Raw genomic sequence first — 14257 nt, forward strand, 5'->3', positions numbered from 1 at the left:
CTCAATCCCTCATCAGCGCGGTGACGCGGCCGTTGCCGGCGTGCGGGGTGTAGTTGAGCAGGCGCGACAGCTCGTCGGCACTGCCACGGACATGGCCGAGCAAACCGTCAAAGTTGATGTGCGCAACCTGCACCGTGGGAATGGTCACGCCCATGGCGGCGACCACCCGGCCGCTGTGATCGCGCACCGGGGCCGCGATGGTCGAGATCGACGACTCGAAGAAACCTTCGCCGCTGACATAGCCGCGTTGGCGGTCGCTCTGCACCAGGTCGAACAGCTCCAGTACGGTTTTTGGCGTGCACGGCGAGAACTGTTCCAGGTGTTCTTCCGGGTACAGTTCGCGAAGCTCGGCCAGGCTCAGGTCTTCCAGCAGGATGCGCCCCAGCACCGTGGCGTGGGCCGGCAGGCGGGTGCCGACATTGACCGCGCTGGAGAACACCGACGGTGGCGAAACCTTGGCCACATAGACGATCGAGCGGCCGTCGCGCACCACCAGGTTGCTCGGGTAGTTGAGGTGATCACACAGCCGTGCCAGCAGCGGCTGGCCCAGTTCGGTGAGCTCCAGCGAGGCGAGGTATTCGAAGCCCAGGCGCAGCACCGACATGCCTAAGCGGTATTCGTTGCCGCTGCGGGTGACGAAGCCCATGGTTTCCAGGGTGGTCAGCAGGCGGAAGATGGTCGAGCGTGGCAACTCCAGGCGCCGCGCCAGTTCCGGCGCGGTGAGCGTGCGGTTTTGCCGGCTGAATTCACAGAGCAGCAACAGGCCGCGCTCAAGGCCGGGGACGATGTATTTGTCCTGGTTGTCTTTCAACAGATCCGAATCATTCATAGCGCAGTACCTGTCAGTGAGGCGTCGAGGGCGGCGGCAAGCAGACGGGCCACGGCCTCGGGTTGTTCGATCGGGCTGGCATGGCCGGCCCTGGCAATCAGCTGGAACGGTGCACCCAGCGCAGCCGCCAAGGCCTGGCAGTCGGCGGGCGGGGTAATGCTGTCGGCGGCACCGCAATGGACTTCGCAAGGCACGGTGCAGGCGGCGTAGCGCAGCAGGTCGTCACCGCACAGCAGCTCGATGGCCTGGCGATAGCCCGGGGGCTGCAGCCGTGCCATGTTCCAGTGCACCCAGGCGCGGGCCTCGGCGCTGGCCATGGGCGAGAGCATGTGCGCGCTGCGCTGGCTGGCCATCTGGCTGATACCCAGCTGTTCGAGGTTGTGCAGGCGCTGGCTGCGCACCTGGTGTGCCTGCTCGGCGCGAGCCGGGTCGCCATAGCCGCGTGCCGGGCTGATCAGCACCAGGCGGCGTAGCCGTTGCGGCTGGCTGCAGGCCAGCGCCGCGGCGCTGAGGGCGCCGAGGGAATGGCCGACCAGCACGCAGTCGTCAATCTGCAGCGCATCGAGCAGTTGCAGCAGGCGCCGGGCATAGTCCGCCGCCGATGGCGCCGGGGCGTCCAGGGCAGTGGACTCGCCGTAGCCAGGTGCATCCCAGGCGATCACCCGGGCATGCTGGCTGAGCTGCACGGCCACCTGCAGCCAGGACGCGGCGCCCGAGCCGATGCCATGCAGCAGCACGATGGCGGGGCCGTGCCCGGCTTCGCGGATCGCCTGGGGGCCGTCGGCCAGCGCCACCAGACGCTGGGGAAAGCGTTGCGGCAACTGCGCCTGGAGCGCGGCGAGCGAAGGGTCGGTGGCGTGCAACATGGCTTACCCGCGCTTGATCGAGGCCAGCGGGTGCGCTGGCGGGTAGGTCGGGGTGACCGGCTTTTTCGCGCCGAGCATCACGCACATCAGCGCGTCCTCATCGCCGATGTTGATCTCTTCGCGATACACGCCCGGCGGCACCGAAATCAGGTCGCGGTCGGTCAGCACGGTTTCAAAACGCTCACCGTCCTTTTCGATGATCACTTTGAGCTTGCCGCGCAACACGAAGAACACTTCCTCGACGTCGGTATGGATATGCGGCGGGCCTTCATGGCCGGCCGGGATGACCATGGTCGAGAAGGTGAAGTTTTCCGAGGGGATGGTGTTCATGTCGCTATTGACCCCGGTGCCGCCGGTGCCGACGTAACGCATTTGCGCACGGCGGAACTTGGGGTCGTAGTCGGCCTGGAACTTCAGCGCGTCCCAGTCGTACTTGCGGGTTTCATAGCGGGCGATGCGGGTCTGCATCCAGCCGGCCAGGTCAGAACCTGCAGGTTGTTCCCAGGTTTTCGCGGTGTCTTTGTGTACGGATAGGTCAGTCATGGGTCTCTCTCCTGATCAAGGCATGACGAACCCGCCGTTGACCGGCAGGGTTTGTCCAGTGATGAAGCGCGACAGGTCGGACAGGGCGAACAGCACGGCGCCGCTGACGTCCTCGGGCAATTGCGGGCGCTGAATCGCCCGTTGTTCGGTGTACAGGCGGTGGCGCGCCTCGGGTACGTAGGCGGTGGCCTCGACCAGTACCAGGCCGGGGGCAATGGCATTGACGGTGATGTTGTCGTTGCCCAGCTCACGGGCCAGGCTGCGGGTCATGGCAATGATCGCGCCCTTGCTGGCGACGTAGGCCAGCAGGTTCGGCGCACCCCACAACGGCGTGTCGGAGGCCAGGTTGATCACCGCGCCCTTGCCGCTGGCGCGCAGGGCCGGCAGGCAGGCTCGGGTCATCAGCCAGGTGCCGCGCACGTTGACCTGCATGACCTGGTCCCAGGTGTCGATGTCCAGTTGCTCGCAGGTCTTGCCGCCGGAGTTGGTGATCGAGGCGTTGTTGACCAGGCCATCCAGGCCACCGAGTTCGGCAGTGGCGGCGGCGACGCACGCGGTGATGGCCTCCGGGTTGCCGAGGTCCAGGGTCACGCCGCTGACCTGCAGGCCTTGTTCGCGCAATTCGCAGGCTGCCTGCTGCACCCGATCGGCAAGAATGTCGGCGATCACTACCCGTGCACCGGCCTGGCCGATGGCCTGGGCGAAGGCATAGCCCAGGCCGCGGGCACCACCGGTGACCAGCACGCGACGGCCTTCGAGCATGGTGTTGAATGGGTTCATCATTGGCTACTCAGCATGGCTTTGGGCAGGTAATGCAGCACGCGCTTCTCGGCCCAGACCACCGCGCCGTACGCCAGCACGCCGATCAGGGTGAGCATGACGATGGCGACGAAGACCCCGGCGGTGTTGCCCTGGCCCTCGGCGTCCACCAGCAGGAAGCCCAGGCCCTGGTTGCCGCCGACCAGCTCGCCGACGGTGACGCCGATAACGGCCAGGGTCGAAGCGATGCGCAGGCCCGAGAACAACGCGGCCATGGCCGAGGGGAACTCCACCAGGCGGAAGATCTGCCAGCGGCTGGCGTTCATGGTGCGCACCAGGTTGATCATGTCCGGGTCCACGGTGCGGATCGCCGAGAGCACGTTGATCATCACCGGGAAGAACACGATGAGGATGGCGATGAGGATCTTCGGGTAGATGGTGTAACCCAGCCACATCACGAACAGCGGGGCGAAGGCCACTTTCGGGGCGATCTGCAGGGCCAGGATGTACGGCGAAAGCATGGCCTCGGCCGAAGGCGACAGGCCCAGCGATACGCCGATGGCTACGCCCAGCAGGGCACCAAGGCCGAAACCGACGATGATTTCGAACGCGGTAATCAGGGTGTGCTGCAGCAGTGCGCTGGATTGCCACATCACGACGCTTTCCTGGGCCACGCGGCTCAGTTGCGGCATGACGAATTCGGGCATGCCAAGCAGGCCGGGCCCCCACTGCCAGAGCAGCAGGAACAGGATCAGCAGGGCGACGCTGCCGAGCACGGAGGTGTTGAGGTTTCTCATCGGGCTATTACCTTGTTATGCATCCAGGCTTATTGCGCGGCCGTGGTGGTTTCGATGAACTGGTTGCTGTAGAGCTCGTCGAGCCGGGGCTCCTTGGCGACGATGCCTTCGCTGACGTAGAACTTGCGTACCGCGTCCAGGCGCGCCGGGTCGATCTGCCCGAGCACGGTCTGGTTGGCATAGACATGCTCGACGTACAGACGGAAGGTTCTTTCCAGTGCTGCTTCCTTGCCGGCATAGGCCGGTACCGCCTTGGCGAAGGTAGCGGCCGCGGCTTTCGGGTCCTGGATGATGTCGCGCATACCTTGCAAGGTGGCCTGGACCACGCCGCCGACGATCTGCGGCTGGTGCTTGATGGCGTCGTCGGAGGCGAGGATCGCCTGGGCCATGCTTTCGAAAATCTCCGTCTGCGGGATCAGGTTGATCTTCAGTCCGGCCTCTTCGGCGTTGACCACCCAGTCCGGCACACCGGCCATGGCCTGGGCCTTGCTGGCCGAGAACAACTGCCAGACACCCGACGGGCCAGCGGCCTGGATGTCGACGTCGGTCTTGGTCAAACCCGCTTTGCGCAGCGAGGCGAGCAGGGCGTAGTAGGTCGTGTCGGAGTAGGACATCACGGTCAGGGTCTTGCCCTTGAGGTCCTTGATCGACTGGATGTTCTCGCCGGCATTGGTGGCGATCATGGTCACGCCACCGGCGCCGAGCACCGCCACGGCGCGCACCGGGATGCCGTTGGCACGGACCACGATCGGGGTGTCGCCAATGGCACCGCCGAGCATGGCGTTGCCGGCGCCGATCTGTTTTGCGACATCCACTCCGCCCTTGGCGGCGATGAAGGTCAGGTCCAGGTCCCTGGCACTGTAATAGCCCTTTTCCTTGGCGATGATCCACGGCGCAAAGGCCGGCGAATTGGGTGGCGCGGGCAGCAGGTAGGTGACCTTGGTTGGCGCTGCCTGGGCAGTGAGCGCCAGACCAAGACCGAGGGCGATGACCGAAGTCTGCGCCAGGCGTTGCAGGGACTTGAACATGCGTACTCCTGAATCGGTTGATGGGCCGTAAGGCGTTGATCAATGCAGTTCGGTGTCTTCGCCGACTTTCAGCAGTTCCATCAGGCGCCCGGCCAGCGGACCGATTTCCGGCAGCTTGCGGCGCTCCAGCGGGTTGTCACGAAACGGCAGGTCGACCTGGATCTCTTCGATGATGGTGCCGGGGCGGGCGCTCATGACCAGCAGACGGTCAGACATGGCAATCGCCTCGACCAGGTCATGGGTGATGAACAGCGCGGTCTTCTTTTCTTCGAACAGCATGCGCGCCAGGTCCTGTTGCAGGATCATCTTGGTTTGCGCATCGAGGGCCGAGAACGGCTCATCGAGGAACAGCACCTGCGGGTTGATCGCCAGGGTGCGGGCCAACGCAGCCCGTTGGCGCATGCCACCCGACAGCTGGAACGGGTAGTGGTCGGCAAATCCTTGCAGGTGGCAACGGTTGAGCAGATCCTCGGCGATCGGCTGGCGCTTGGCGGCGGGCATGCCCTGGATTTCAAGGCCCAGTTCGACGTTGCGACGGATGCTGCGCCAGGGCATCAGCAAATCCTTCTGCAGCATGAAAGCCACCTTTTGCACCGGCCCGAGCACTGCCTCGCCGCCGACGAAGACTTCGCCTTCACTGGGACGGTAGAGCCCGGAGCCCATGTTGAGGATGGTGCTTTTGCCGCAGCCGGACGGGCCGATGATCGAAACCACCTCACCGCGACGGATCTTGAAGTTCACCTCGCGAATGGCGAAGGGGGCTTCGGCCTTGCCCTTGGCCGGGAAACATTTGCCGACGTTGCGAAATTCGATTTCGGTCGGCTCCAGGTCTTCCTTGGAGTGCGGCGTATTCCATTGAGAGGGGATTGCGTACATCTCTTTCACAGCCATTGGGGAAGCTCTCTGGTCTGTTTTATAGGTGATACGCCGTTTAGTGCATGAACAATGCCAGGTAGGATTTTTCTACGATTAAAATAGAAACTTCTTATTTATTAAGGGTTTAGTGGTTTGTTGGGAAATCACGTTTGTTCCATATATGAAACAAGGTTTTCTATGTGGCACGAAATTGCACAACAACTGCGCGAGGCAGTTGTTGATGCGAGGAAAGGGGGCTTTTTTCGGTAACGGAAAAGGAGGTTTGGTTTCATGGGTGAAACCAGGGGTGTGTCAGGCTCGCACGGTCCGTCCGGCGGCTGTGGGCTTGAGCACCAGCCACAAGGCCACGGCGATCAGCAACCCGCCATACAGGTGCGCCATCGACAGCGACTCGTCCAGCAGCCACGCGCCCCAGAGCACACCAAAGGCCGGGATCATGAAGGTCACGGTACTGGCCTTGACCGGGCCGATCTCGCTCAGCAGACGGAAGTACAGAATGTAGGCGAAGGCGGTGCACACCAGGCCCAGGCCCAGCAACGACAGCCAGACATCCCAGCCACCCCAGCTGGCCGGTGGTTGGGTCAGCACGCTGTAGCCGAACAGCGGCAGCAGCAACAAGGTCGCACCGAGCATGCTGCCCAGGGCCGACAAGCGGCTGTCCAGGCCGCCTTGCTGGTCGAGCCAGCGCCGGGCCAGAAAGCCGGCGAAGCCGTAACAGGTGGTGGCCGCCAGGCACGACAGGGCACCCTGCAGCAGTTGAGCGTCGAACGCCACCGGGCCTGCGCCACTGAGAATGCCGACGCCGAACAGGCCGAGGAAGATGCCGCTCAACTTGGTCAGGGTCATGGGTTCGCGGAACAGCAGGGCGCCGATCAGTACGCCCATCAAGGGCGTGGTGGCATTGAAGATGGCCGAGTAACCGGCTGGCAACACCTGGGCCGCCACCGAATAGAGGGTGGCCGGGATCCCCGAGTTGATCATGCCCAGCACCAGGCAGGCCTTGAGTTTGCCGTTGAAGTCCCAGCGCACCCGCATCAGGGCGAGGATCACCAGCAGGCCTGCGCAGGCGATCGATACCCGGAAAAAGGCCGTTGGCAGGGTGCCCAGCACGGGCGCGATGATCCGCATGAACAGAAAGCTCGCGCCCCAGACAGCGGCAAGCATCAACAGGCGGGTGAGGGCGATGGGGCTCATGGGGTCTCCGGGTCCTTGGTGCAGGGCGCGAGTTTACGCCATATGCCGGTCCGGGCTCTCTCCCATTCTTGCGCTCAAATTCCGCTGGTTGCGAATTTGGCCGATACACCCGGGCCAATGGGCTTTCGTTGCTTACGACGACTGGCTAAGCTCAGGCTTTGACATGCCCGCAGAGGTCTGACGTATGCCCCAGCAATGGCCGGCCGCCGATATCGCCCGGATGATTCTTGATGGTTTCGACAACTACCGGGAGCATTTTCGCCAGATCACCGTCGGCGCCCGCGCCCGCTTCGAGCAGGCCCAGTGGCCGCAGACCCAGAGTGCGTCGGCGGCACGGATCAATCTCTACGAGGAAAAGGTCAGCGAAGTCAGTGGCGGGCTGCGTGAGGCGTTCGACGCCCAGGAGCTGCTGGACGTGGCGCTCTGGCCACTGGTCAAGAGCGCCTACATCGACCTGATCGACCCGCGCCTGGACGATGAACTGTCGGAGACCTGGTACAACTCGATCTTCTGCAGCCTGTTCCGCCACGACCTGATCAGCGACGGCTGCATGTTCATCCATACCACCCGGCCGTCGCTGCGCAGCCATGAGCGGGCGGCGCAAACCCGCACCTACCGGCCCCAGGGCAGCCTGGGCAGCCTGTTGGCGCAGATCTTTGCCGACTACAGCTTCGATGCACCCTACGGCGACCTGCAGGGCGATTTGCACCGGTTGGAAGGGCAGTTGCGCGAGAACCTGCCGGACTGGGTCTGCAAGGACCCGGCCCTGGCGGTGGAACTGTTCTCGCCGGTGCTGTACCGCAACAAAGGGGCATACCTGGTGGGGCGACTCTACACCCAGGACGAGCAGTGGCCGCTGGTGATCCCACTGCTGCACCGCGAAGGCCATGGCATCGAGATCGACGCGCTGATCACCGATGAGGCCGAGGTGTCGATCATCTTCTCCTTCACCCGTTCCTATTTCATGGTCGATGTGCCGGTGCCGGCCGAGTTCGTCGGCTTTTTGCGGCGCATCCTGCCGGGCAAGCACATTGCCGAGCTGTACACCTCCATCGGCTTCTACAAACACGGCAAGTCGGAGTTCTATCGGGCCCTGATCAATCACCTGGCCAGCACCGACGATCGCTTCATCATGGCCCCGGGTGTGCGCGGCATGGTCATGAGCGTGTTCACCCTGCCGGGCTTCAACACCGTGTTCAAGATCATCAAGGACCGCTTTTCGCCGTCCAAGAGTGTCGACCGCGCCACGGTGATCGAGAAGTACCGCCTGGTAAAGAGCGTCGACCGGGTCGGGCGCATGGCCGACACCCAGGAGTTCGCCGACTTTCGCTTCCCCTTGAGCAAGTTCGACCCCGAGTGCCTGGCCGAACTGCTCGAAGTGGCGCCCTCGACCGTCGAGGTGCAAGGTGACACCGTACTGGTGCGCCATTGCTGGACCGAGCGGCGCATGACGCCGCTCAACCTGTACCTGGAGAACGCCAACGATGCCCAGGTGCGCGAAGCCCTGGAAGACTACGGCCTGGCAATCAAGCAACTGGCGGCGGCGAATATTTTTCCCGGCGACATGCTGCTGAAGAATTTTGGCGTAACCCGTCATGGCCGGGTGGTGTTCTACGACTACGACGAAATCTGCTTTCTGACCGAGGTCAACTTCCGCTATATCCCGCCGCCGCGCTTTCCGGAAGACGAGATGTCGTCCGAGCCCTGGTACTCGATCGGACCGCTGGATGTGTTCCCGGAAGAATTCCCGCCGTTCCTGTTCGCCGACAGTGGCCAGCGGCGGTTGTTCAGCCAGTTACATGGCGAACTGTACGATGCCAACTACTGGAAAGGGCTGCAGGAAGCGATTCGGGCCGGCAAGGTGATCGATGTGTTCCCGTATCGGCGCAAGGCCCGGGAGTGCTGAAAAGCCACCCAACCTTGTGGGAGCAATTGTCTTGATTGCCTGATGGTGTAGCCGCTGCCGCCAGGCTGCGATTGGCGGGCTTGCCCCGCGATTTAGCGCTGCAACGCATCGCGGGGCCAGCCCGCTCCTACAGGCAGTCGATCGCAGCCTCGTTCCTCGGCAGCGGCTACACAGAATGACGGTGACCCTCGCCGGCTTGCGCAGGTATTCGATCTTCAGCTTTTCATGCACTTCATCTCACTGAAGTCCTTGCGCATCTGGTCCAGCTTCTGCTCCAGGTGCTGGCGTTGCCGATCACTGATCTGGGCCATCAGGTCGACCAACAGGTGCCGCGTCGCCTGCTCGGAGCGCTGGTAGAACTGGCGGTACTCCGGGGTCCACAGGCTTTCGCGGTGTCTCAACAGTTGGTCAAGACGCGGCTCGAAGCTGGCGCTTTTGCGTAGGTCCAGGGCCGCACTGAAGTGTGCCTGCCAGTTCGCCCGGTTGGCGATCGATTGGCGATTCTGCTCTCCCAGGCTTTGTGACCAGGCCATGATGCGCACCCGCTGCTGCGGGCTCAGCTCACCGAACCAGGGGGAAAGGCGTTTCTCCATGCGTTCGGCGCGCGCCTCGATCTGCCGGGCCAGGGGCGTTTTCACATAACGGGCCTGGCGTTCGCTGATGTCCTCGCTGAACGCCTGGCGCATCTCGCGCACCTGCTCATCGTCCATCGCCCGCAACAACTGGGCGGCGGAGGGGGTGATCTGGCCCGCTACCCTGGCAATGGCCTGCTTGGCTTCCTGGGTACGCAATTGCAGTTGCTGGTCGGTCACCTGGTTGTTGGCGACCATCTGTCGGACTTCGTCGATCCAGTTCAGGTAGCCCGGCAACTGGGTGCGGCAATGCCAGGCCAGGTGCTGCTTGAGCCGCTGGTCGAACCAGGTCTTCTGCTGGCGGTTCATGTTCAGGTAATCGTTCAACGACCAGGGCACCAGCACGTCGAGGTTGCGGTAGGCCAGGTCGATACGGTTGCAGGCCAGCACCAGCAGGGCTGCCATGACCAGAAACAGGAGGCTGCGCAGGTGCTTGTACAGGCTGGCGTACATGAGCGAATCCTTGCGGTGGCTTGCTTGTCTTTATAGATCAGCTTGGCCCATTGCGGTTCCTTTGGCAGGTTCCGGTGTAGAATGCCGGTCTTGCTTTGAGGATTTTCGGAAATGGCTCTAGTTGGGCGTTACAACAGTTTGCAAATCGTGAAACACACGGACTTCGGCCTTTACCTGGACGGCGGCGTGGATGGCGAAATCCTCCTGCCCAATCGTTACATTCCCAAGGACACGCCCACTGAAGTCGAAGACTGGCTCAACGTGTTCGTCTATCTGGACAGCGAAGACAAGCTGATCGCGACCACCGAAAAGACCAAGCTGCAGGTCGGCGAGTTCGCCAGCCTCAAGGTCAAGGAAATCAACAGCATCGGCATCTTCCTCGACTGGGGGCTGCCCAAGGACCTGTTGATGCCGTACTCCGAAGAAAAGCGCCAGATGCGCCAGGGTGAGTACTGCGTGGTGCATGCCTACCTGGACAAGCGTACCCGCCGGATCACCGCCACCGCGCGCCTGGACCGCTACCTGGACAAGGTGCCGGCCACCTACACGACCGGCCAGGAAGTCGACCTGCTGGTGGTCGAAGAAACCCCGATGGGCTTCAAGGCGATCATCAACAACAAGCACTGGGGCCTGATCCACAAGAACGAAGTGTTCAAGTACCTGCGTTCGGGCAAGCAGGAGAAGGGTTACATCAAGGAGATGCGCAGCGACGGCAAGATCGCCCTGAGCCTGCAACCCGTCGGCCAGGACCTGGCCAATAGCCTGCAGGACAAGATCCTGGGCAAGCTCAAGGAGGCCAACGGCGTGCTGCAGGTCAGCGACAAGAGCGATCCGCAGTTGATCAGCGATCTGTTCGGGGTCAGCAAGGGCAACTTCAAGAAGGCCATCGGTGCCTTGTACAAGGATGGCCGCATCGTCATCCACGCCGACCGCATCGAACTGGCCTGATCACACCTGGCGGAAACCTGCAAAGTTCAGGTTTTCGCCGCCCGGGCGCAGGTCCTGGAGCAGCGAGTCGCGGTCAGCGCTCAGCGCCAGGCTGATGGTCGAGCGTCGCTTGCCGGGGTGACGCACTTCCATTTTTTCCAGATGGGCCTTGAGGAAGTTCACCGGCACCTTCAAGTGCTGCAACTCGTCGGTTTCGGGCGTGTGCAGCAGCAGATTGACCCAGTCGGCCGCTCCTTTGCGCAGTACCAGTTTCACCGGCACATCGAACCACCACAGGCTGCGCTTGGTGTCGAGCACGGCAAACAGGGTGTTGTCGCTGGCGAGCACGGGTTTTTCCAGCTCCAGGTTGCGACGGGCGATGGCGGCGGGTTTGTCGAGTTTCATGCAGGTTCCTACGGGTGACGCTTGAAAGGTCGACTATTGTGCTGGCAATGCAGCGAAACATAAAGCGGCGGCGCGCTTGGGTCGACGCCTGCAATTAATTGAAACTCCTGATTTGGGTCGCAGGTCCACTGACTGCCGCCGACGACAGTCGGTATTTCCCTTCAGGAGAATCCCCATGAGTGGAACCAAAGATAAAATCAAAGGCATGGCCAACGAAGCAATTGGCAACGCCAAGCAGGGCATTGGCAAAGCCACCGATAATGAGCGACTGCGCGCCGAGGGCGAGTTGCAGGAGCGCAAGGGCGAAGCCCAGCAGGTGGTCGGCAAGGTCAAGGATGCGGTGAAAAAGCCTTGATTGACGCAGTCGTGAGTGCGCAACGGCCATCTTCGGGTGGCCGTTGTGCTATCTGCGCCAATCAATCGCAACTCTGGGGCGAACGTCGTTTAGACTTCAATGCAGACCTGAATGAGGAGACCTGGCCATGACCCTCGAACGGCGAAAGGAGACGCTATGATTTTCCCCGACCTGCGCGGCTTGCCGTTGCATCGCGTGCTGGTGCGCACCGTCAAGGAGTTTCTCGATGACGAGATGTCCACCTATGCCTCGGCGCTGGCCTACCAGATGCTGTTCTCGCTGTTTCCCTTCCTGCTGTTCCTGATCGCCCTGATTGGTTTTCTGCACCTTCCCGACTTCTTTTCCTGGTTGCGTCTGCAATCGGAACTGGTCTTGCCGCCCCAGGCCCTGGAACAGGTCAATCCGGTGATCGACCAGTTGCAGCAGTCCAAGGGCGGCCTGCTGTCGGTGGGTATCGTCATCGCCCTGTGGACGGCCTCGGCCGGTGTGCGGTTGATGATGAGCGCAATGAACGCGGCCTATGATGTGGTCGAAGGACGGCCTGTCTGGAAGCGTCTGCCTTTGTCGGTGATCTATACCGTGGGCATCGCCGGCATGCTGTTGGCCGCCGCCGCGCTGATGGTGCTGGGGCCGCAGGTCATGGAGTGGATCGCCGCCCAGATCGGCATGCAGGAGTTCATTGTCATCCTGTGGACCGTGTTGCGCTGGCCGGCGATCATCCTCCTGATGATGATGGCGGTGGCGCTGATCTACTACGTGATGCCGGATGTGAAGCAGGAGTTCCGGCTGATCACGCCAGGCTCGGTACTGGCGGTCGTGGTGTGGATCGTCGCCTCCCTGGCGTTCGGTTACTACGTCAAGGCATTCGCCGACTACAACGCCATGTACGGCAGTATTGGTGCGATCATTGTCCTGCTGTTGTATTTCTACATTTCTGCGGCGGTACTGTTGCTGGGCGCGGAAATGAATGCCGTGATCGACTACATGTCGGCCGAAGGCAAGAGCCCCGATAACACGGGAGCGGGCGGCGAGGTCCATGAACATGAGAAAAAACATGTTTCCGGGCTGGGCCGCGATCACTCCCATGACCACTCGGATGCCCACGAAGGCGAACCCTTGAGTCGAACTTCCCATGATTCGTGACATTCTGAAAATGGGCGACGAGCGCTTGCTGCGCATTGCGCCGCCCGTGCCCTCGCAACTGCTCGGCAGTCCTGAACTTGAGCAACTGATTGCCGATATGTTCGAGACCATGCGCCATGTCGGCGGTGTCGGCCTGGCCGCGCCGCAGATTGGCGTCGACCTGCAACTGGTTATTTTCGGTTTCGAGCGCAGCGAGCGTTATCCGGACGCCGAACCCGTGCCACAGACCATTCTGCTCAACCCGGTGATCACCCCGCTGGGCACCGAGGTGGAGGATGGCTGGGAAGGTTGCCTGTCGGTGCCGGGCCTGCGCGGCGTGGTGCCGCGTTTTCAACGCATTCGCTACGAGGGCATCGACCCGCAGGGGCAGCCGGTCGACCGGATCGCCGAAGGCTTCCATGCCCGGGTGGTGCAGCATGAGTGCGATCACCTGATCGGACGCTTGTACCCCTCGCGCATCCACGACTTCAGCAAGTTCGGTTATACCGAGGTGCTGTTCCCCGGGCTGGATCCGGCCAGCGACGACTGAGGACGGATCATCGCCAGCAACGGCTTGCTGCGCTGGTATCGGCTCAGGCGCTCGGCCAGCGGGGCAGGCAGGTCGAGGCACAGGACAAATCCCTGGCGTTCGTAGAAGGCTTGCAAGTCCGGATGACAGAACAACCAGACCGGCCCCGCGATCGAACGGATGGCCTCATCGATCAGCCGTCCGGCAATCCGCTGCTTCCTTGAGGCGTGCGCGACCCACAACCCGGTCAGCCAGTGACCCTCGGCTACCGGGCTCAGGCACAAGGCCGCGACAATGCCCGGGTCACGGGCAACCCAGCACTGGCCATTGGCTGCTGCACGCATGGGTGAACCCTGGCTTTTGTAGAATTTGTTCAGTAGTGGCTGTTCGAGCCCGCTCAGCGAGCAGAAGCGTAGGTCGGTCACGGGAATCATCCTGCAGAGGCTCTGGCCCGGGCTTTTACACCGACATTGGCAGGTTGTCGAGGGGGCGGATGAAGGGCATTGTTGCAAAACGCGTAACAGTGAATGTCCGGGGCAGGGCTTAAAGCTTACAGGCCAAGTTGTAAACTATCCCTGTCCCACAAGAATACAAACAGTGGGACCGGTACTTCGTGTTATGTCCGTTAGTTGATATAGCAACTTCTCCGCGCCCCTGTTGGCCAATGAAGTCAATCGATTCGTTTGATTGCTTTGCAGGCTTATTATCATGAAAAGTTTACTGGTACTTGCACTGGCTGGTCTGTCTTCGTTCGCCTTGGCAGATGAAGTAACGACTGCATCGGCACAGCCTGCCGTTGAACAATACGACTATAGCCAGAACCTGGATATCGCCAAAGTCATCAGTTTGTCGACCCTGCCCAATGTTTGCGAAGTTGTGCCTGCAACCATGGTCTACGAAGATCATCAGGGTCAACGCCACACCATTGAATACCGCGCCATGGGTAATGGTTGCAGCAACGGTTGATCGTTCGCGCTCGTTACATTACCCGTCAGTTGTAACTGACAACGTTTTATTGTCAAAACTGTCCGCAATC

At 62.0% G+C, this 14257-nt stretch carries 17 protein-coding genes; 6 read left to right on the forward strand and 11 right to left on the reverse strand.

Annotated elements, in window-relative coordinates; genetic code table 11:
* Position 1 precedes the first annotated feature (1 nt).
* The 8 genes from ACIQUS_RS15985 to ACIQUS_RS16020 all read right to left on the reverse strand — a co-directional run bounded on the left by ACIQUS_RS15985 (position 2) and on the right by ACIQUS_RS16020 (position 6892).
* The gene (locus tag ACIQUS_RS15985; protein WP_403048304.1) at positions 2 to 829 is read right to left on the reverse strand and encodes an IclR family transcriptional regulator; all 828 of its coding nucleotides are present in this window, start codon (positions 827 to 829) and stop codon (positions 2 to 4) included.
* On the reverse strand, positions 826 to 1695 hold the full coding sequence (locus tag ACIQUS_RS15990; RefSeq protein ID WP_403048305.1) for an alpha/beta fold hydrolase: 870 nt from the start codon (positions 1693 to 1695) through the stop codon (positions 826 to 828). Before ACIQUS_RS15990 ends, ACIQUS_RS15985 begins: the two co-directional genes overlap by 4 nt.
* A gap of 3 nt (positions 1696 to 1698) precedes the next feature.
* Positions 1699 to 2238, reverse strand: coding sequence for a cupin domain-containing protein (locus ACIQUS_RS15995; protein ID WP_403048306.1), 540 nt, complete (start codon positions 2236 to 2238; stop codon positions 1699 to 1701).
* Between the two features lie 15 nt (positions 2239 to 2253).
* Complete coding sequence (locus ACIQUS_RS16000; RefSeq protein WP_403048307.1) at positions 2254 to 3018, reverse strand: SDR family oxidoreductase; 765 nt, start codon at positions 3016 to 3018, stop codon at positions 2254 to 2256.
* Complete coding sequence (locus tag ACIQUS_RS16005) at positions 3018 to 3794, reverse strand: ABC transporter permease (RefSeq protein ID WP_403048308.1); 777 nt, start codon at positions 3792 to 3794, stop codon at positions 3018 to 3020. Before ACIQUS_RS16005 ends, ACIQUS_RS16000 begins: the two co-directional genes overlap by 1 nt.
* 29 nt (positions 3795 to 3823) lie before the next feature.
* Entirely contained in the window at positions 3824 to 4822 is a 999-nt protein-coding gene (locus tag ACIQUS_RS16010; RefSeq protein WP_403048309.1) for an ABC transporter substrate-binding protein, read from the reverse strand.
* 39 nt (positions 4823 to 4861) lie between these two features.
* Positions 4862 to 5698, reverse strand: coding sequence for an ABC transporter ATP-binding protein (locus tag ACIQUS_RS16015; RefSeq protein ID WP_403048511.1), 837 nt, complete (start codon positions 5696 to 5698; stop codon positions 4862 to 4864).
* 291 nt (positions 5699 to 5989) lie between these two features.
* Entirely contained in the window at positions 5990 to 6892 is a 903-nt protein-coding gene (locus tag ACIQUS_RS16020) for a DMT family transporter (RefSeq protein WP_403048310.1), read from the reverse strand.
* 184 nt (positions 6893 to 7076) lie between these two features.
* On the opposite strand from ACIQUS_RS16020, the gene aceK reads away from it, so the two are divergent.
* Complete coding sequence (gene aceK / locus ACIQUS_RS16025; RefSeq protein WP_403048311.1) at positions 7077 to 8798, forward strand: bifunctional isocitrate dehydrogenase kinase/phosphatase; 1722 nt, start codon at positions 7077 to 7079, stop codon at positions 8796 to 8798.
* A gap of 215 nt (positions 8799 to 9013) precedes the next feature.
* Here the strand turns inward: aceK and ACIQUS_RS16030 are convergent, their stop codons facing one another.
* Positions 9014 to 9883 carry a DUF6279 family lipoprotein gene (locus ACIQUS_RS16030; protein WP_403048312.1) on the reverse strand — a complete coding sequence of 290 codons (870 nt, stop codon included), beginning with the start codon at positions 9881 to 9883 and terminating at the stop codon, positions 9014 to 9016.
* Positions 9884 to 9994: 111 nt separating this feature from the next.
* Here ACIQUS_RS16030 and ACIQUS_RS16035 point away from each other — a divergent pair, with 111 nt between their 5' ends.
* A complete protein-coding gene (locus ACIQUS_RS16035) occupies positions 9995 to 10831 on the forward strand; it encodes a S1 RNA-binding domain-containing protein (protein ID WP_403048313.1) in 837 nt (278 codons plus the stop codon).
* Here ACIQUS_RS16035 and ACIQUS_RS16040 read toward each other — a convergent pair whose 3' ends face one another.
* On the reverse strand, positions 10832 to 11215 hold the full coding sequence (locus ACIQUS_RS16040; protein ID WP_403048314.1) for a hypothetical protein: 384 nt from the start codon (positions 11213 to 11215) through the stop codon (positions 10832 to 10834).
* Between the two features lie 175 nt (positions 11216 to 11390).
* Here ACIQUS_RS16040 and ACIQUS_RS16045 point away from each other — a divergent pair, with 175 nt between their 5' ends.
* From ACIQUS_RS16045 to def, 3 genes are all read left to right on the forward strand, one after another.
* The gene (locus tag ACIQUS_RS16045) at positions 11391 to 11570 is read left to right on the forward strand and encodes a CsbD family protein (RefSeq protein ID WP_403048315.1); all 180 of its coding nucleotides are present in this window, start codon (positions 11391 to 11393) and stop codon (positions 11568 to 11570) included.
* 156 nt (positions 11571 to 11726) lie between these two features.
* Entirely contained in the window at positions 11727 to 12713 is a 987-nt protein-coding gene (locus ACIQUS_RS16050) for a YihY/virulence factor BrkB family protein (RefSeq protein ID WP_403048316.1), read from the forward strand.
* Positions 12703 to 13242 (forward strand): peptide deformylase, encoded by a 540-nt coding sequence (def, locus tag ACIQUS_RS16055; RefSeq protein WP_285863700.1) that lies wholly within the window; start codon positions 12703 to 12705, stop codon positions 13240 to 13242. The genes ACIQUS_RS16050 and def overlap by 11 nt, the downstream gene beginning before the upstream one ends.
* On the opposite strand, the gene ACIQUS_RS16060 is transcribed toward def, so the two are convergent.
* Positions 13194 to 13655 carry a GNAT family N-acetyltransferase gene (locus ACIQUS_RS16060; RefSeq protein WP_403048317.1) on the reverse strand — a complete coding sequence of 154 codons (462 nt, stop codon included), beginning with the start codon at positions 13653 to 13655 and terminating at the stop codon, positions 13194 to 13196. The genes def and ACIQUS_RS16060 overlap by 49 nt on opposite strands.
* Positions 13656 to 13929: 274 nt before the next feature.
* Between ACIQUS_RS16060 and ACIQUS_RS16065 the strand changes: the two genes are divergently transcribed.
* Positions 13930 to 14187 carry a DUF2790 domain-containing protein gene (locus ACIQUS_RS16065; RefSeq protein ID WP_285863702.1) on the forward strand — a complete coding sequence of 86 codons (258 nt, stop codon included), beginning with the start codon at positions 13930 to 13932 and terminating at the stop codon, positions 14185 to 14187.
* Positions 14188 to 14257 lie beyond the last annotated feature (70 nt).

The organism is Pseudomonas sp. NPDC090755 (assembly GCF_044769005.1).
In the GTDB taxonomy this organism is placed as follows: Bacteria; Pseudomonadota; Gammaproteobacteria; order Pseudomonadales; family Pseudomonadaceae; genus Aquipseudomonas.